The following is an 18,265-nucleotide window of genomic DNA, read 5'->3' on the forward strand; positions in this document are numbered from 1 at the left end:
CACCCTGCTTCCGTAATTTAGAAGTGCCAATACTTTCATAACTGAAGTATTGGCACATTCATTTAAAGAATTTCCAGGTATGAGAATATTGATTTTTGTATTGGTGATCGTTTCCCATCTTACGGGCCACGGCCAGCATCCGACCTCATCTTCAGTTGTGCGGTTCAAGCCATTTCCTGCAAAATCCGTTACACTTACACCCTCCTGGATCAAACAACAGGAAATGGTAAACATCAAATACCTTACGTCACTTGATCCGGACAGGCTGCTGCATAATTTCCGGGTCAATGCCCAACTGCCATCGGAAGCGAAGCCGCTGGAAGGGTGGGAGGCGCCAGGTATCGGGCTGAGGGGGCACTTTGTGGGCCATTACCTCTCCGCCATTGCAACGGTGGTTGAAAATTATGGAGATACGCTGCTGAAAAGAAGACTTACTTACCTGGTAGATGAATTGTACAAATGCCAGCAAAAGCATCCGGATAAATACCTCAGCGCATTCCCGGAAAGGGATTTTGATACACTCGAAAAGAACTTCGGAGGCGTATGGGCGCCTTATTATACTTACCACAAACTTATGCAGGGCATGCTGGACGCGTATGTACGTACCGGTAATACGAAAGCTTACCAGATGCTGCAGGACATGGCGGCTTATGTGGAAAAGCGCATGGCCCGCCTCTCGCCGGAAACCATAGAAAAAGTTTTGTACAGTGTAGGGGCCAATCCTTCCAACGAAGCGGGCGCTATGAATGAGGTTTTGTACGCGTTGTACAAAGTGTCCGGTGAGCCTCGCCACCTTGCGCTCGCCAGGATATTTGACCGGGATTGGTTCGCTGTACCGTTGGCTGAAAACAGGAATATATTGTCTGGTCTCCATGCCAATACGCACCTGGTACTGGTAAATGGCTTTTCAAAACGTTATGAGGTTACGAAAGAAGAAAAATACGGTAAAGCCGCGGTCAATTTCTGGAACATGCTGATGACGTCTCATGCCTATGTGAACGGGTCCAGCAGTGGTCCGCGTCCCAATGTTACCGCGCCCACTTCTCTCTCCGCCGAACACTGGGGCGTACCCGGCCACCTCAGCAGCACGATGACGAGGGAAACTTCTGAATCCTGTGTTTCGCACAATACTCAGAAACTAACGGCAACCCTGTTTACCTGGACCGGCAAACCAGCTTTCGCGGACGCCTACATGAATACGTTTTACAATTCCACGATGGCCCTGCAAAGCGGGGAAACCGGCAGGTGCGTCTATCACTTACCGCTAGGATCGCCCAGGAAGAAAATATTCCTGAAGGAAGATGATTTCCGTTGCTGCAACGGCAGTTCAATAGAAGCGTTTTCCGCCTTGAATACCGGAATATATTACCACAACGATACCGGGTTATGGGTGAACCTTTTTGTACCCTCGAAGCTTTCCTGGCCCGAAAAGAAATTTACCCTGGAGCAGAAAGGAAATTTCACCGATGACCAGGAGGTTGAATTTACAATAACAACAGGGGCGAAAACAGCGTTGCCGATCCATTTCCTCGCGCCTTCCTGGGCGAAAAAAGTGGAGGTTTTCGTGAATGGGCAAAAACAAGAGACAAGTGTTTCGCCGAATTCTTACATCACGCTGAAACGAGCCTGGAAGCACAACGACCAGGTGAGGATAAAATTTCAATTCGACTTTTACATCCGAACAATGCCCGATGACAGCAATGTGCTGGCGATTTTTTATGGTCCGATCCTGTTGGCGTTTGAAGATGCGTCGGAACTGATCCTGAAAGGTACACAGGAGGATATATTGAAGCAGCTTGTTAAGGAAGAGGGCACGAATGTTTTCAGCCTGAAGAATAATGGGAAAACGTATAGATTGAAACCATTCTATGCAATAGAGGACGAGCATTACGGGGTTTACGCCACCATCAGGAATTATTGAGCGTTGGATAAGGAGCTGAATCCGCAGTAAAAGATTTAAGGCTTCGGCGCCTTTCCTGCTCGTAATTTGGCCGCCTATTTCTGACAACAAACCAATGCCTGGTTGTCGGGTGCATTGGCATAGATTTCTCCGAATTTTAGCATAATATTTTACTTTAATATTGGTGCCTGGCTTCAATATTGATAAGGTATATGTATGAAAAGCACCCCTCTGTTATTACTTATTTGCCTCCTGCTGTCGGCTTCCATACAGGCCCAGCAGCCAACGGGCAGATTAGCCATAAAATTCAACAAAAACATTCTTCAACCAGGCGATTCATTACAAGTAACCGTGGATTACAAAGATGCCGGTGGCCGGTTAGTGAACAAGTCCCTCGCAACACTTGAGCTGTTAATAGAAAACGAAGAAGGGCGGCGCACACGCCTCCGCTGGCCGGTGATTGAAGGGCGCGCTTCAGGTGCAATATTTTTGCCAAATTCGTTACCTCCTGGCAAATACACCTTGCTGGCCGGCTTGCAGCAGCGATTCTACGAAGTGGTGGGCCAGGTAAAAGACGTTAAGAACATCGGCAGTATACAAGCGATGCTGCTGGTCAAAACCGGCGAATGGGCCGAGCAGCGCGTAACGGTAGACCCGGACGGCTCCTTTGCTATCCGTAACTGGCTGTTTGAAGACAATGCATTGTTGGCTTTCCATCGAACAGACAACAACAACCAGCCGCTGAACATCAGCATCAGAACTCAGCTCGATTCCAGCTATGAACCCGTGGCCGTGGCAGGCCGGTCTTTTTACATTGGTAACCCGCCGGTTGCGGTGCGGCCTACCCTGAATATGCCGGTTGAAACGCCGGAAGCGCTTTTTGCTGACCGCGGTACTATGCTGCCGGCGGTTGTTGTAAAGCGTACCGCTACAACCCGGGCGCAACAGTTTAATGAAGAATATGTGAGTGGCTTATTCCGGTCAGGAAACGAGCGGTTGATCAGCATTATGGATGATCCCAGCGCGATTGGGTTTTTCAACCTGTTTAACTACTTGCAAGGAAGGGTTGCCGGTTTGCAAATAACTCCAACAGGCGCTGCCACATGGCGAGGCGGTGGTGTAACGTTCTTTTTGGATGAAGTAAGGGTGCCCGCCCAACAAATCGCCAATATACCCATGACAGACATTGCCATTGTTAAAGCGTATCCGCCACCTTTTATCGGGGCTACAGGAGGCGGTGCCGCGGTCGCTGTGTATACCCGTCGGGGGGGCGAAGCCGATTACCTGCCAGCCAACAGGCAGGTGTTCAAAGTGCGGGGCTATACGCCGTCAATAGTTGTATTGGATATGAATAAGCTTAGTTTGTAGGTGTGAAGTAAATTTGGCTGCGCCTTTAGCTGTGAAATTTACTCGAGCGCTATGAGTCTATATTTTCCCACCATTCAGAGTTACGAGAGGCTTACTTACATCTGTCACGAAACAACTACTCTTCACCATCACGCACAACTACCTGCCCTTTATCACCATCGTTCTGTAAACTTCCCCATCGTTTTCCCATTGCAGAAAATATACACCATTCTGCAGATGGTCGGTATTGAGCGTAAATCCGTTAGCGGTATTTGATACAGTCACCGGGTACAATCTTCCTGCAACGTCCATCAGTTGTAAACCTTTAATGTTTCTACTGTTAGCGTTTTTTATTGCAACAAACAACCTATTTGTAAAAGGATTTGGATATGCAAGCAAATTCGCGCTCTGAGCTCTTCTGATCACCACTACTGCCGAGTAACTAAAGCTGCCGTTTACATCCAACTGTTTCAACCTGTAATGGGCTGTGAGTGGCAAAGCATTTTGGTCAACATAATGATATTCATGCCGGCTAGTACTTGTTCCATTGCCGACAACCATTCCAATTTTTTCAAAATGTACGCCATCTGCACTTCGTTCAATTTCAAACCCGGCATTGTCAAGTTCGTTTTCGGAAATCCAGGAAAGAGAATTTCCGCCAACTTTTGCTGTTCCTTTAAAGTCCGACAATTTAACGGGTAACGTGCCCGTGCCGTGAAAGAGCCTTATGTTGTCGATTGCCCATTCTTCTGATGTTCCATTTGAGTGTGCCCTCAGTCTCAGGTCAAGAGTTGTACCAGTTCCTGAAATATTAAAAGTGAAATCTGAAAAAACAGCTGAGTTAAGAAGCACAACACCATCACCAACCGAATCTTGTCCGGAACCCGTTCCCGGGTTACTGTTAATACTTAACGGTGTAGAAATGGATGTACTTGATGCCATAAAACAAATCCCGTTTTGCCAGGCGCCGCCGTCAATCCTGTATTCAACCCCAACAAAATCATTAAAAGGGCTGTTCGGTTTAATATCCCAGTTACTACCCGTACCACTCCCAGCTGCAAATAATGCCTTAAAAACAAGATTCGCTTTTCCCGAAATATCAATGCCACTCCAGGTGATACTTTGTTCGGCCGCTTGTGCTATCGGAGAAAGCCGATGATCTTCCCCCGCCCAGAACTTACTCCCCTCAAAACCCGAATAAGTGTTAATAGAAGAAATATTGGCCGTTCCGCAGCGCCAAAAATACCTTGTAGCGGGAGGGCCGCCACTGCTAACATTGGATGAAGGAGTTCTGCTTCCGCTTGAAGGTGCTCCAGCATCTTCAAATGTATCGCTCCAGAACTGTGTTTGACCATACGTACTGTTGAAAACAAATAAAACAAGGACCGCTAAGATTAATCGCATGATAGGTATAGGTTTTAGAGAAAATATGAACTTGAAATCAGATTAGTCTCGGTCAAACAATGTAACTGTTTAGTCGGAAGAGCCCATCTGCAGTTAATTATTCACTGGTTCTAACTTCTTGCAAATAAACACAATTTTAAATACTAAATACTTTATATTAAAAAATATTATCATCACGTTTATTTAAAAAATAAGTGTACTATCGGTGGTTCTTGCGGAATAGTATAATCCCTTGATAAAATCGCTGCTGAGTTTCAGGCGCAGTTCATTGCCTTTGCACATTTTTTGATACAGGATCGCATTGAGATAGCGTTCGGTGGTGAAGTAGTTTTTGAGGTTACAATGGGACAACACAGTTTTCATAATGGGTGCTGTGTTGGTTCACCAGCCACAAAAAAGTTTTTTCATCAGCAGTTTTGTAGACATGAAGAAATGCCTTTTTCACTAGGTCGGCTGTTACAGGCTAGTCTTTAAAATCCAATCAATCCATACATGTTTTTACAACTCCTTTTTTTACAGTTTCTTAAAAGGTTTTGGTGAATCGCTAGGATAATTCACAAAACGATTCACCTGATGTGCTTCAAAAACATTGGTATTTTTTGATACCATTTCACCTCCCTAAAAGCCAGAAGGCTCGTAAACATTGAGTTTTACGAGCCTTCTGAATTCTTTTGGACGATATTTCGTCGGGAAGACAGGATTCGAACCTGCGACCCCCTGGTCCCAAACCAGGTGCGCTACCGGCCTGCGCTACTTCCCGATCACCTGAAAGGAACACTTTCAAGTGGGCTGCAAAGGTAATGGCTTCGGTTTTAAAAATGAAATTTATCTGAAAAAAATTACGGAAAAGAAAACGTCACTAGAATTTTTTCCCTATCTCGTAAATGATTTTCCCGAAAGCGGAAACATTTCCTCTCCCCGGCACAGAACTTCGCCTAGCTGATTTTTACGCTATAACATTCTACAAGCATGAAATTGAAACAATTCCTCCTGGCGGTTACCATGGTATTTACTGCCGCCTCCGCCAGCGCCCACGCACTCTGGATCGAAACCAACGCCTCCGGCAAAGCAGGACAAGCCCAGGACGTGAAAATATTCTATGGAGAATACGCCGAAAATGAAAGAGACTCCGTTGCCAAATGGTATTCCGATATAAAACAACTTACGCTTTGGCTTATAGCCCCTGACGGGAAGAAGACCAAACTCGATTGTACGCCAGGCGTATTGCACCTGTCCGCATCTTTTACACCGGAAATGGAAGGGAACTACATCCTTTCTATTTCACACGATACAAAAGATTTTCCCGGCACTATGCGCTACCAGTTCAACACCAATGCATCGGTTGTCGTAGGTAAATCAACGCCTGACACGTTTAAAGGGAACGATATTCATGTAACCGCAACACTTCAAAATGTTAAGGTTGCCATTAAAGCTTACCTGAACGGAACGCCAGCGGCAAACATGCAGGTAGAAGTGGTTTCTCCTGAAGGCTGGCGCAAGACTTTCGTAGCCGATAAAAATGGTGAACTGGCTTTTACGCCTACTTGGAAGGGCCGCTATATGCTGGAGGTTACTGATACGGAAAAGAAGCCGGGAACTTTAGCAGGGAAGAACTATGAATCCACATGGAGGTGCTCCACTAATAGTTTTGTGTGGAAATAAACAGCGCATCTAACCAGATGCGGCCGTTTTAATGCTTTCGACAGCAGCGAAGACCTCGCTTAAAAAAATAGGTGGGGCCTCGTTTAGAGGAACCAGTTTTTCATCGTGATCATTTTGAGGTGGGGTGAACCAGGTGCTTTCTTTTTTAGAAAGTTCAAGCAGGTAAAGCCTGCCGGTTTTTTCTTCCATTCCCCAGCCGAAACCTGCACCCACACCCTCCACTTCCAAAACAGCTTCTATGCCTTTTTCGGGGTAGGGAAGGTGAAAGGCTTCTACCATGCCGCCGTCTCCTACGGAGCCTTTTCGCCAGCCACTTCTTTCTAAAGTGCTTCTGATGGCGCCTTCTTTTCTTTTTATGCCTTCAAAAGTACGGATGATGCGTTTGGAGAGATCCTGTTCAGGTATCACAACCGTTTTCCGTTCCAACTGCGGGAAGATGGGGGCGATATCGTTTTTGTAAAAAAGTTGTTTCCATTGCTGTAGGGCAGACTGCTCCAGTTGAACGGGGTGTACTATGCCAATAATAGCGTCTTCGGGGATGGTTGTTTCTTCTTCTTCCGCGTTGAGTAAGGACGTGTCATCGCTGCAATAAAAGCAGGTTTGTAGTTCGCCGTTCTCATCAAAACAACCCCACAATAGCCTTGTAGCGTAAATGAACATGATGGGATTTTCCAGGAAAAAGGCCGACCATTGGGAGAAGGTCCATTTTCTTTGTACAACAAGGTAGTATTCCAGTCTGGGTGATTGTGCTTTCACCACATCCTTAATTTCTTTTCCGATGGCTTTTAATTTTTCTTTCGTTTCCGTAGGGGCTACAGCGGGTATTGTTTTAAGTTTTTTATTGCGTTCATCCAGGAAAGCAATCTTGAAATCGCTGTCAATAAATGCGCGGTATGTTTCTCCGTTGGCATCGAATGGGAAGAAAAGTCCTTCGAAGCCGAAATCAGGCACAATGCGGTCACCTAGTTCATTGGCTGATATGCCAAGTTCCGCGGCGGCGTTTTCCAGGGCCGCCGCGGCGGCTGCACCCACGTTCTTTTTTTTATTCCTGTATTGTCGGCTGTACCATTCCACCCAGCGCAGGGCTTTATCGCTACCCTGAAGGGCCAATGCCGATACGCCGTATTCAGCCATTTTATACCGGCTTTCTTCTATCCATTTGTTGGTAAGCGTTCTGAGATGATCTACGATTGTATCGTTCCCTAATAGCGCGGCCGTGGCAATAAGGTATTTGTCTCCCGGTTGCGCGCCGTTCTTAATAAAGTATTGAATGAGCGCAAGGGCGAAGGGGGCATTACGTTGTTTATCGGTCAATGCTATCAGCAAACGGGCTTCTTTGTCCGACCGCATGGTTTTTACACGCTGCATCCTGTACAAAAGGAAACGCACCATATCTTGCTCTGCCGGGTTTCCATCGGTCATATACAGTGGAGGAAGTGCTGCTTCAATGCCTTCCGTCCCTTTTATGTTGCCGAGCTTTCCTCTGTTGCGTGCTGCCGCAATCAATGTGTTCAGTCCTTCAGGCGTAACGGCTGCTGAAAGGGGATGGTCCACGGCTTCCAACAGTACATCACGGGCATCATCGTTCACTTCTGTATCAATGGCTTCAGCAATGGCTTTTAATGCGGTTTCGGAGCGGAGCATGCTCAGCATTACAGCGGCTGATAGCCTGGTGTCGGCCTTTTTGTGTTTCAGCAATGGAATGGCGTGTGCTTCCACGTCCGGGTCAAGTTTTACAAGCAGTCTGGCGCATTCCAGGCGCATCAGTTTTGTTTTTACGCCGATTCCCGTATACAAAACGGGGATATATCTATCGGGTTCAAATGTTTTCTCCAGGACCTTTAATGCTGCACGCATCGTGGGTACGCCCCCCGGTTCATATACCACCAATTGTTGCAAAAGGGGTAAGGCATCCTTTTGTAATGTTTGGGAAAGAACATACACCACTCCTTCGGGGATGAATTTTTTCTCCCTAATCCAACCTTCCACGAAAGCGGTCCCCTCATTTTTATGGTGAAGCAGCACGAAATAGAGCGCTACCGCGGTAAAAGAATTGGCGCTGTAAGGGAACGATGCGAATTCCGGAAGCATAATACTTCCTTCCCAATTGTTTGCATTGAGCCATGGTGTTACTTTCTGAAGATAAACCCGGCTCATTTCCAACAGGATGGGTTGGAACCTGCTGCTGTCTGTAAGATACAATCCATAAGCCGCAGCAAGTTTACTCCCGTAGTCGTTCCCGTGTGGGGTGATGTGCTGCATTGCCGCGAGCAGCATTTTCAGGTACTTCCCTTCTTTGTAGTCAACAAGGTACGGGATGGCCCAGTTGCCATTACTTTGGAACAACGCTTCCAGGTATTTTTCCGCAAGTTCAGGGCGTACTTCATCCAATAAAGTAAAGTATTGGAAACTCCAGTTTGTGTTGCTGAAGAAGTTACCCGAAGGGGAAATAAGTCCTTTGTTTCTATAGACGATCTCTTTCAGAAAGGATTGCAACGGTTCGTGTTTGGGCCATTCTTCTTTTAACGATTCAGGAATGGTTGAAAACACGAACAGCTTAAACAGGTCAACATCGTTCAGGCCAATTTTTTGAAACTGAAGTTTCGCCGCATCGAACACTGGTTTTGTGGGATGATCGAACATGTATTGGATCAGCCAATTGCTGAAACTATGTTGCAGGAATGGGCCGAGGTCAGGATGTTGTATCAGGTCCAGTATCAGTTGGTCTTTATCGCCGGGTGGATCAATTTGTTCAAGTAGTAAGGGCAGTGGCGACCAGTAATGGTCCGCATGATGTTGCTGGTACTGTTGAAAAGATGAATGGGCTCCGCAAAGATATCCTGTGATGAGGTCGTAATTGGGAGAGGCCCTGATGGTGTCCATCGTAACGTAGCCGTGAAACTTTTGGAAGGCATTTGTCAGGAACGCTTCTATCTGTTCTATGGTAAAAGGCATAAGGTATTATTTTTTCAGCACAATATTTTCTCTTGCGGCCCATTGCGAGATGTCTTGCCGGGCAAGTGCGGCCGCCATGAGCTCAGGAAATTTATCAGGCGTACAGGCGAATACGGGCACACCAATAGAGGCGAGGTATTGTGCGTTGGATTGGTCGAATGAAGGGGCACCTTCGTTGTTGAGGGCCAGCAGCACTATGAGCTGAACGCCGGAAGCCACCAGTTCGGCGGCACGTTTTTTCATGCCGGCGGGATCGCCACCTTCATAGAGGTCGGTAATCAGCACCATTACCGTGTCGGTGGGGCGGGAGATGATTTTGGTGCAATAGCTGAGCGCCGCGTGTATATCTGTTCCGCCACCCAGTTGCACACCGAACAGCAGGTCAACGGGATCGTCCAGTTCTTCGGTAAGGTCAGCCACAGCCGTGTCGAATACTACCATTTTTGTTTTAACAGCGGGGATGGATGCCATTACGGAACCGAAAATACCTGAATAGACCACTGAGGTGCCCATAGAGCCGCTTTGGTCCAGACAAAGCACCACATCTATCAGCGAAGATCTTTTCCGGCCGTAGCCGATCTTTGTTTCGGGGATCACGGTTTTGTAGTCCGGCTGGTAATGGCGCAGGTTTTTGAGGATGGTCTGATGCCAGTTGATTTCGTTGTGGCGCGGGCGGCGGTTGCGGATGCTCCGGTTCAGGCTTCCGGTAATGGCCTGTATGGTAGGCTGGCTGAGTTTTCTCATGAGTTCATCCACTACTTTCCTCACCACTTGCCTCGCGGTATCTTTTGTTTTATCGGGGATCACCCTGCTCAGCGTTAATAACGTGGCCACCAGGTTTACATCCGGTGTTATGTTTTCCAGGGTTTCTTTTTCAAAAAGCATCTGAGTCAGGTTCAGGCGTTTCATGGCATCCTGTTGCATCACCTGCACCACGGTGGAAGGGAAGTAGGCGCGGATATCGCCCAGCCAGCGGCTAACGTTGGGGGAAGATGGGCCCAGCCCGCCTTCACGGTTGCTGTCGTAAAGCGCCTGGAGCGTATTGTCCATGCTAAGGTCCAGTCCCGAAAGGTTGACCTGTGTTCCGTCGTTTTCATTGGCGCCCAGTATCAGTCTCCATTTCCGGAGTAAGGGTTCGTTGTTCATTTTGCGGCGTTGTATTGATGGCCCAGTAATTCCATGATGAGTGGGATAGCGGCAACGGCCCGTTCTTCGTTGAAGGGCAATTTTTTTTCAGGAGCCGTTCCGGTTGAGCCTGATCCCAGTCTGGCTTTCTCCCCGAGTTTTCTTCGTTCCGGCGCGGTAAAGCGCGCGAAGGTGCGGCGGATAAGCGGCAACAATTCGAGGAAGGTATTTTCTTCCAGTTGCGCTACCCAATTGTTTACTACGTTCCAAAGTGCGGTATCTATCAGCAACAATGTACCACTGCCTTTCAGAAATCCTTCCAGCCATGAAGCCACCAGCGCAGCTGGTGTTGCAGGCGACATGGCCCTGCTAAAATGCGCCGCCAGGTCTGCCCCTTCCAATAGTTTACGGTCGGCGAGTAACCGCGTGGCATAGCCGGCGATCACGGGCGTTGTATGGTTGCTGAAGGCTATGTTTTGCAAGGTGTTTTCCCAGAGAAGAGCTATTTCTGCATCCTGTAAAATGTTAACGGCGTCGTTCATCCTGAAAACAAGTTCCAGCAAGTGCTCGGCGGCATCGTCTGAAACGGCTGCGCAGGCATTGGGCAGACTGATACAGACGCGGGTAAGGATCTCCGTTACTACTTCGAGTAGTTTTTGGGTGTCCGACTGCCGCACGGCGCCATACCGTGCGGCATTTACCAGTTCCGGAACAATTTGCATCAGTTGAATGGTGTCGGAAGTTGCGGCCGATAGTTGTTCGATCCGTTTGATCACGGCATCCAGCGCTACCGGGAGTTCCGCGGGAAGTGTGTTGATGAGCAAAGCACTGATGGCTTCCAGCGCATCCGATTCGTTCACCTGCCGGGTCACATAATTGCCTGCGGCCACTTCCACCGTATTGCCCCATGCGCCTTTTTCAATGATGTCTATTAATAGTTCAGGTTTCCACTGAAGCCGCCATTGTTCTTTAAAAGTGCCTTTTCCATTCACGGCGGTTTGTTCTCCCCATCTGATGCCAAGCAGGAGCAGCCTGTGCAGTAACCTGCTTCTTTCCAGATCGGTCTCTTTTCGCAGATCGAGCGTATAGTCTTTCCAGTCAGCGGAAGGCGGTAGCCTGAGTGATTTTTGTTTTTTCTCAATATCGTTCTGGAGCGGAGGTTTGGGCACATCGTCCGGCACCGTGCCCAGGTTATTGGCCACCATCAGTTGCTGGTGCACCAGGTGCATGGGGGTGGCGTCTCCGTTACAAAGTACGCTGAGCGTGGCCTCGTTCAATTCTTCCAATCCTGCTTTTGAATAACCGCGCAAACCTGCCAACGTATTGGCGAGGCGCACTGCTTCCACCACATGCGCCACCGAAGTATCTAATCCGTTTTCACGGAAGAGGGCCGCTGTAAGCGCCATCCACCGGGTGCCGTCATCATCAGGATGGTGCCAGAGGTGCTGGTACCATCCGGGGGAAAGAATACCGGCGCCATAGCCTGAATACACACTGAGTCTGCTGTTGCTCCATGGAATCCAGGTACATTCCACTTTCAGTTTCGGTATGCCTTTCAGCAGGTCATTGTCATCTTTCAGCTTCGGCATGTGCTGAAGGGCGGGAACATGCCATGCGCCGCAGATCACGGCTATTTCTGTGAACATTTCTTTTTCAGCCTGCCGGATGGTTTTGCGCATGTGTGCTTCCCGGAGCAGTTCCAGTTGTTTTTCTTTTCCGGAATGATCTTCGCGCAATGCATGCATGGCTTCTGCAACGGCTTCAAATACCTGTTCGTTGTTGCGGCGGTATTCAAACTGGCGCTCCCACCATTTTTCACCATCCGGTATACCGTCGGCCAGGGCGAGTTGTGAGATGGGGTCATGCGCTACGGGTGCTGTCTCCTCCTGTGTTTCCATGGCGAGTTGTGTGCCGATGGGAAGGTCCATAAAGCGAACCTGTTTTTGCTTTCGTAAGGCGTACCGGATGGCCTGCCATTCCGGTGAAAATTCAGCGAAAGGAAAGAAGACGGATTTTTTAGGGTCATCGGGATGAAAGGCCAGAATGGCCACCGGGGGCTTCAGCGTTTCATGAGCGGCCAATGCCAGTATGGCGTCTGCTTCAGGCGGGCCTTCTATCAATACTACATCAGGGTCCAGCGCTTCCAGGAACTGGAGCACACTTCTGGCGGAGCCGGGGCCGTGGTGGCGTATACCTAACAGGTGAACGGGCATTTGGTGGAAATGAAAAGTAAAGAATAATAACTACACCAGGTCGCGGCAGGCGCGGTACACATCTTTCCAATCGGCGCGGGGTTTTACCACGGTTTCCAGGTATTCCTGCCATACAACTTTATCCTGAACAGGGTCCTTTACGATGGCGCCAATTATCCCCGCGGCCAGGTCGGCGGCTTTCAGTGTGCCGTCTCCGAAATAGGCGGCCATCGCCAGCCCGTTGTTCACTACCGAAATGGCTTCGGCGGTACTTAAGGTGCCGGAGGGTATCTTGAGTTTCGTTTTCCCATCTTCAGTAACACCGTTACGGAGTTCCCTGAATATGGTTACAATGCGCCTGATTTCCTGCAACGCAGGTTTTTCGGCAGGAAGTTCCATGGTCTTTTCAAAGCTTTCCACCCTTCTTCTCACAATGTCGATCTCTTCTTCCATGCTGTCGGGCACGGGAAGAATAACCGTGTTGAACCTGCGTTTGAGGGCGCTCGACAGCTCGTTCACACCCTTATCGCGGTTGTTGGCCGTGGCGATCACATTGAACCCGCGGACGGCCTGTACTTCTGTATTGATTTCAGGGACCGGCATTGTTTTTTCCGACAGCACAGTGATCAATGTATCCTGCACATCGGCTCCTATGCGTGTCAGTTCTTCAATCCGCGCAATCTTACCCGTTTTCATGGCGCGCATTACCGGCGTTTCTACCAGCGCTCTTTCTGATGGACCTTCAGCCAGCAATTTTGCATAGTTCCAGCCATAGCGGATGGCCTCTTCGCTGGTGCCTGCGGTTCCCTGCACAATCAATGTACTGTCCCCGCTGATCGCCGCCGCCAGGTGCTCGCTCACCCAACTCTTCGCCGTGCCGGGGAGCCCGTACAGCAACAGAGCCCGGTCGGTGGTAAGGGTAGCCACGGCAATTTCCATCAGCCTTTTGTTGCCGATGTATTTGGGGCTTACTTCGAACCCGTTCTTTAGTTTCCCTCCCGTTAGGTAGGTAACCACTGATTGTGGAGAAAGCACCCAGTTGGCGGGCGGTTTCCCCTCATCGTTCTTCCTGAGTTCTTCCAGTTCCTGCGCAAACAGGTGTTCCGCGTGCATTCTGAGTATAGGGGCCATAATGATTTTTATGAATGAAATGATTGAATAATTTTTGATCGGAGTTGTAACAGCCCTGAAATGTGTTCGGCTGTGGCGGACCAGGTTTGCTGGTACGCGGGCTGTTTGGAGGAAATATTGTCCAGACTGGCTCCCAGTCCTGCGGGGATAAGGTGAATATGCCTGCTGAAAAATGATTTAGGGTAGGCGTAAACGTTATTCGAGGCAAACCGCAGCACTTTTTCCGCCAGTTTCAAACTCCAGGGCGTTTTCCTTTGAATAAGAAAATTCATGAGTTCTTCCGGGCGGTAGTCGAAGTGTTCCGTCGCGTATTGGTCCTGTTCAGGTTCCGGTAGCAGTGGTAGCAATTCCATAAAGTAGGTGGCCGAATGTTGTTTCAGCAGCAGTGCCCAGTTGGTGCTTTTGAACCGGATCACCGCCTTTACCAGGTAAGGCAGTAGTTTTTTCCCGTTGTCGTCTTTTCCGAACAACCGGATCACTTCTTCCGGAGACATGCCCCACCAGTTCTCATAATGCTCCGGTGGAACCTGTTCCACCATTTGGGCAACCATAAACACTTCATCGCTCATTTCTTTGCTATTGCTCAGTGGCTGCAAACCTGTTTTCTGTAATTCATCCGTTGCGGTGGGCTGAATGGCAAGGATTGTTTTGCTGGCAAGCCCCAGCATGGTGCGTGTTTTTTCAGGTGCCAGCGACTGGCGCAGGGCTTCAGCGTATTGTTGCACGATAGGAGAGGAAGGAATAGAACGCAGGATGGCCTGCGCCATTTCTTTCACCTTTTTGCTTTTTTCAGTGGCCAATCCTGTTAGAAAGGGAATATCCGCTGCTACCGGGTTGGCCGCCAGTACAGCAAGAATTTCCTGTTTCATGGCAGCGTCTTCGGTACCCCAGGTATTCCGGATCATTTCGATGGCTGCAACCGGTTGCTCTTTTCTTATTTGAGCCAGCGCGGTTTTCCTTTGATCGGGTGTGCCCGTTTCCCAGGCTTCGGTGTTGTCAATACTTTCTGCAAATTGCCAGGCGGGATTAAGCTTTGCCAACCATTCCCCCCTTTTACCAGAGCAGGTAATGATCAGTGGGCGAAGCGTTTTGTTCCTTGTGGCGATATCCAGCATTTCCGGCAGCAACAATACGGGTATCAACTGGTTTGCTTCCGCGCAGCATTGCAACCATATTTCCAGCAAACCCGTATGGTGTTCCTGTTGCAATAAAGTTGCGAACGTTTTCAGTGAGGCTTCATTGCAATAAGAAAACACTTCCGCTTCGGCACAAGGGATTCCCGCTCCGGGTGATGGATGAGGTTCCAAACCCGCCCGTACATAGGCGGAGCCAAGCGTGATGGTTTGAAGGAAACGCTCTTCTTTATCACTAATCGTTGATTCAATCAGGTGAAGCGCATGTTGCAGCGCAACGGGGGCGGCTTCTTTTACCGGCGTTTTCTTGTCGGTGCCAAGCAGGGCGGTGTGCACCAGTTCTTCCCAATACTGCAGCTGCATTACAACGGATTGTATTTATTTTGAAGCCATATTCCGAGGGGAGTAAAACTATTGTTCGTTCCCACCAGGGCCATATTCAAAGGCATTCCTCCCGAGGCGGCGAGTAATTTCCAGGCAGAGGAAAATTCTTTAGCCACGGGCATCATCTTACCGGAAGCATCCTTCAGCCACCATTCATTATTCAGGATGAGCGGAACCAGGTTTTGCACCACCATTGGCTGTTCTTCCAGGAATGGTTGCCTCATTCCTGCATTGGCCTGAACAGTTATAGCTTCGTTCCATCCCTGAAGGCCATGGATCAGGTAATCGCCGCCCACACTTACCTGCTTTTTAATAAGGGCCCTGAGGGGTTCGGCAGAAGGGAAAAATACCAGTTCCGCGGTAATGAACATGCCCGGGGATAGTGAAAATTGAAGTCCCTGACCCCGGAAAATGAATTGCAGCACCAACGCATATTTGCCTGAGTTGATGCCGTACAACCAGTTTTTTTCTGTGGTAAGTCCTTCCTCCTCCGATACCTGTTTTCCCAGGATAAGCCATGTATCTTCCAATCCCTGTTGCTCTTTCAGCTCTTCCTGGTTTTGGGGGAAGCCGATGCGTGTTCGAATATCTTCGACAGGGTATCCGACAATGGCTGCATTGATATTGCGCATCCCGGATACCGCCAGGTAAATACGGGCCAGATGGTGCAGGAATTCCGCCTGCCAGCCTTCTTTGTAAAAAGGCGTATTGCCAAGGGAGCGTACCATTGCCGCAAGCCCCGGTGCCTGTGCATCCACCATTCTCCGTGCCATGGCATCAAAAAAAGCGGTCCCCTTTGCGGGGATATCGAGCAGGCCTATGCGCACAAGATCTTTGAGCCAGCGGAGCAGTTCTTCTATGCCGTCTTCAACTTTTGATTCGCGTGCTTTCTGTCGTTTCTCCCGGGAAGCTTCATCTTTAGGTGCTGTATTTACCGCGGCTTCGGCTTGTTGTTTCTGACCCCTTTTGTTGATCCATTCTTCCACCCAGGGCGGCATGGCTGCTGCATTAAAATCATTGGGATGACCAGCTTTGTATAATAGAAGTCCAAGCCCATGTTTGCAGGGAAACTTCCGGCTGGGGCAGGAACATTTGAATGCTATGGCGGAAAGATCGACCTGTGTCTGATAGGGTTTGCTGCCACTTCCCTGGCATTCGCCCCACAAAGCCAACGCGGTAGCGCCTTTGCTCACCCATTTTTTGGGAGAAGAAAGGTCTTTGCCCGCCTTGCGGGAGGCATCATCGGGGGCAAGGGAAAGTATCTGGTCTTCGGTAAGGTTCAAGAGAAAAGATTTGAACCCAAATTAAGGAATGAAATGATTCAGGAAAAATAATTGCGTTTTTGTTGTTACCGCATGGCAATCACCTCCGCAACCCTTTCTCCATCCATAGCAGCGCTCACGATACCGCCCGCGTAACCCGCGCCTTCTCCGCAAGGGTACAGATCCGCTATCTGCGGATGTTGCAGGGTAACACCATCCCTTGGAATGCGCACGGGAGAAGAAGTCCGCGATTCAGTAGCCACCACCACCGCTTCGTTGCTAAGATAACCGCGCATCTTTTTTCCAAACGCCACGAAACCTTCTTTCAGACTGGTATGTATAAACCCCGGAAGCACCTCCCGCAGGTCGGCGGAATGAATACCGGGCAGATAAGAGCAATCCGGTAGTGAAGCCGAATTTCTGCCATTCACCATATCGCCCATGCGCTGCGCGGGGGCCACGAGTTTACCACCACCCACCCAGGCTGCTTTCTGCTCAATCTCCTGCTGGAAATACATGCCGGCCAAAGCACCATATTTTTCAAAGCGCTTCAACTTCTCGGGGTGCACCGTTACCACCATGCCCGAGTTCGCATAAGGATTATTCCGCTTGGAAGGACTCCACCCGTTCACCACCACTTCGCCCGGAGCCGTGGCCGCCGGGGCGATAATACCACCAGGACACATACAGAAAGAAAATACGCCATGTCCTTGTACCTGTTCCACCAGACTATAAGATGCAGGAGGAAGGTGCTCGTTCCTTACCGGGCAATGGTATTGAATGGTATCTATCAGCGCTTGCGGATGTTCAATGCGAACGCCCAAAGCATACGATTTGTTTTCGATCAGTATCTGCTGCTCATCGAGCAGGTGAAATATGTCTCGTGCCGAATGCCCTGTAGCCAGTATCACGGCTTCGCCTTTCCATGCGCCGCCTTGTTGTGTTTTCACGCCAGTAACGGCATTGTTTTCGAGGATGAACTGATTTACTTTTTGTTCGAAGAGAAAAAATCCGCCGCTGGCGATCACCTGTTCCCGCATCGCGGTGATGATCTGCGGAAGTTTGTTGGTCCCGATGTGGGGATGCGCATCGTACAGCACGGATTCTTCCGCGCCAAACTGCACCAGCAATTGCAGTATCCGCTTAATGTCGCCGCGCTTGGTGCTGCGTGTGTACAATTTCCCATCGCTGTAGGTTCCCGCGCCGCCTTCGCCGAAGCAGTAATTGCTTTCGGGGTTTACCTCACCGAGCTTGTTCATGGCCGCGAGATCCCTGCGCCGGGCACGCACATCTTTGCCGCGCTCCAGTACGATGGGGCGAATACCCTTTTCAATCAGTTTCAGCGCAGCGAATAATCCCGCGGGACCCGCACCCACAATGATCACTTGTTTTTGGGCCTTACTTACATCGGGAAAAATATAAGGCTGGAAACGTTCCACCGGCAGGGGTTCATCCACATAACATAGGCAGGTTAAGTTGATCCATGGTTGTTTGCTGCGGGCGTCGATGGATCTTTTCTCAATGTGGTAGCCGGTAAGGGAGGCTGGTTTCACGCCGAGGGATGCAACAAGGTAGGCGCGCAACGTTTCGGGGCTGGCGGCTTCTTCGGGGGTGAGGCGGAGAGAGAGTTGTTGTTGCATGTGCGTGGCTGGAATGTTATACTTTGTTTTCGTGGTGTTTTTTCACGCAATTGTTTCGTGTCTCGCAAAGATTCTGTGTTATTGCGGAACTTTTATTTTCTTAATTTTAGATTTCTAAAGCGGCTTTATG

At 49.3% G+C, this 18,265-nt stretch carries 12 protein-coding genes and 1 tRNA gene; 3 read left to right on the forward strand and 10 right to left on the reverse strand.

The features are described from left to right. Window positions 1-79 precede the first annotated feature (79 nt). Window positions 80-1,921 (forward strand): beta-L-arabinofuranosidase domain-containing protein, encoded by a 1,842-nt coding sequence (locus M4J38_RS19250; RefSeq protein ID WP_251761442.1) that lies wholly within the window; start codon window positions 80-82, stop codon window positions 1,919-1,921. Between the two features lie 195 nt (window positions 1,922-2,116). Continuing rightward, on the forward strand, window positions 2,117-3,268 hold the full coding sequence (locus M4J38_RS19255; RefSeq protein ID WP_251761443.1) for a hypothetical protein: 1,152 nt from the start codon (window positions 2,117-2,119) through the stop codon (window positions 3,266-3,268). A 138-nt stretch (window positions 3,269-3,406) separates the two neighbouring features. On the opposite strand, the gene M4J38_RS19260 is transcribed toward M4J38_RS19255, so the two are convergent. The 3 genes from M4J38_RS19260 to M4J38_RS19270 form a co-directional block, all read right to left on the reverse strand. After that, window positions 3,407-4,651, reverse strand: coding sequence for a T9SS type A sorting domain-containing protein (locus M4J38_RS19260; RefSeq protein WP_251761444.1), 1,245 nt, complete (start codon window positions 4,649-4,651; stop codon window positions 3,407-3,409). Window positions 4,652-4,834: 183 nt separating this feature from the next. Next, a complete protein-coding gene (locus M4J38_RS19265) occupies window positions 4,835-5,014 on the reverse strand; it encodes a hypothetical protein (RefSeq protein ID WP_251761445.1) in 180 nt (59 codons plus the stop codon). Between the two features lie 323 nt (window positions 5,015-5,337). Continuing rightward, a tRNA-Pro gene (locus M4J38_RS19270) sits at window positions 5,338-5,411 on the reverse strand. A gap of 209 nt (window positions 5,412-5,620) precedes the next feature. Here M4J38_RS19270 and M4J38_RS19275 point away from each other — a divergent pair. Then, window positions 5,621-6,313, forward strand: a complete 693-nt coding sequence (locus M4J38_RS19275; protein ID WP_251761446.1) for a DUF4198 domain-containing protein — start codon at window positions 5,621-5,623, stop codon at window positions 6,311-6,313. A gap of 9 nt (window positions 6,314-6,322) precedes the next feature. Here the strand turns inward: M4J38_RS19275 and M4J38_RS19280 are convergent, their stop codons facing one another. The 7 genes from M4J38_RS19280 to M4J38_RS19310 all read right to left on the reverse strand — a co-directional run bounded on the left by M4J38_RS19280 (window position 6,323) and on the right by M4J38_RS19310 (window position 18,135). Then, window positions 6,323-9,268 (reverse strand): DUF4132 domain-containing protein, encoded by a 2,946-nt coding sequence (locus M4J38_RS19280; RefSeq protein WP_251761447.1) that lies wholly within the window; start codon window positions 9,266-9,268, stop codon window positions 6,323-6,325. 6 nt (window positions 9,269-9,274) lie between these two features. Next, window positions 9,275-10,414, reverse strand: coding sequence for a VWA domain-containing protein (locus tag M4J38_RS19285; protein WP_251761448.1), 1,140 nt, complete (start codon window positions 10,412-10,414; stop codon window positions 9,275-9,277). After that, entirely contained in the window at window positions 10,411-12,606 is a 2,196-nt protein-coding gene (locus M4J38_RS19290) for a DUF5682 family protein (RefSeq protein ID WP_251761449.1), read from the reverse strand. Before M4J38_RS19290 ends, M4J38_RS19285 begins: the two co-directional genes overlap by 4 nt. 30 nt (window positions 12,607-12,636) lie before the next feature. After that, a complete protein-coding gene (locus tag M4J38_RS19295; RefSeq protein WP_251761450.1) occupies window positions 12,637-13,716 on the reverse strand; it encodes an AAA family ATPase in 1,080 nt (359 codons plus the stop codon). 8 nt (window positions 13,717-13,724) lie between these two features. Next, the gene (locus M4J38_RS19300; RefSeq protein WP_251761451.1) at window positions 13,725-15,212 is read right to left on the reverse strand and encodes a DUF5691 domain-containing protein; all 1,488 of its coding nucleotides are present in this window, start codon (window positions 15,210-15,212) and stop codon (window positions 13,725-13,727) included. Beyond that, complete coding sequence (locus M4J38_RS19305) at window positions 15,212-16,516, reverse strand: SWIM zinc finger domain-containing protein (protein WP_251761452.1); 1,305 nt, start codon at window positions 16,514-16,516, stop codon at window positions 15,212-15,214. The genes M4J38_RS19300 and M4J38_RS19305 overlap by 1 nt, the downstream gene beginning before the upstream one ends. Before the next feature lie 65 nt (window positions 16,517-16,581). Then, window positions 16,582-18,135: an NAD(P)/FAD-dependent oxidoreductase gene (locus M4J38_RS19310; protein ID WP_251761453.1), complete on the reverse strand. Its 1,554-nt coding sequence runs from the start codon at window positions 18,133-18,135 to the stop codon at window positions 16,582-16,584. Between the last annotated feature and the right edge of the window lie 130 nt (window positions 18,136-18,265).

Origin of the sequence: Parasegetibacter sp. NRK P23, from assembly GCF_023721715.1 — a bacterium.
Taxonomy (GTDB): domain Bacteria; phylum Bacteroidota; class Bacteroidia; order Chitinophagales; family Chitinophagaceae; genus Parasegetibacter.

What these genes read in the sequence shown, in the direction of transcription:
- M4J38_RS19310 (WP_251761453.1), bottom strand. Translation starts at nt 18,135, where the DNA reads ATGCAACAACAACTCTCTCTCCGCCTCACCCCCGAAGAAGCCGCCAGC.
- M4J38_RS19250 (WP_251761442.1), top strand. Translation starts at nt 80, where the DNA reads ATGAGAATATTGATTTTTGTATTGGTGATCGTTTCCCATCTTACGGGC.
- M4J38_RS19285 (WP_251761448.1), bottom strand. Translation starts at nt 10,414, where the DNA reads ATGAACAACGAACCCTTACTCCGGAAATGGAGACTGATACTGGGCGCC.
- M4J38_RS19280 (WP_251761447.1), bottom strand. Translation starts at nt 9,268, where the DNA reads ATGCCTTTTACCATAGAACAGATAGAAGCGTTCCTGACAAATGCCTTC.
- M4J38_RS19260 (WP_251761444.1), bottom strand. Translation starts at nt 4,651, where the DNA reads ATGCGATTAATCTTAGCGGTCCTTGTTTTATTTGTTTTCAACAGTACG.
- M4J38_RS19295 (WP_251761450.1), bottom strand. Translation starts at nt 13,716, where the DNA reads ATGGCCCCTATACTCAGAATGCACGCGGAACACCTGTTTGCGCAGGAA.
- M4J38_RS19275 (WP_251761446.1), top strand. Translation starts at nt 5,621, where the DNA reads ATGAAATTGAAACAATTCCTCCTGGCGGTTACCATGGTATTTACTGCC.
- M4J38_RS19255 (WP_251761443.1), top strand. Translation starts at nt 2,117, where the DNA reads ATGAAAAGCACCCCTCTGTTATTACTTATTTGCCTCCTGCTGTCGGCT.
- M4J38_RS19300 (WP_251761451.1), bottom strand. Translation starts at nt 15,212, where the DNA reads ATGCAGCTGCAGTATTGGGAAGAACTGGTGCACACCGCCCTGCTTGGC.
- M4J38_RS19265 (WP_251761445.1), bottom strand. Translation starts at nt 5,014, where the DNA reads ATGAAAACTGTGTTGTCCCATTGTAACCTCAAAAACTACTTCACCACC.
- M4J38_RS19290 (WP_251761449.1), bottom strand. Translation starts at nt 12,606, where the DNA reads ATGCCCGTTCACCTGTTAGGTATACGCCACCACGGCCCCGGCTCCGCC.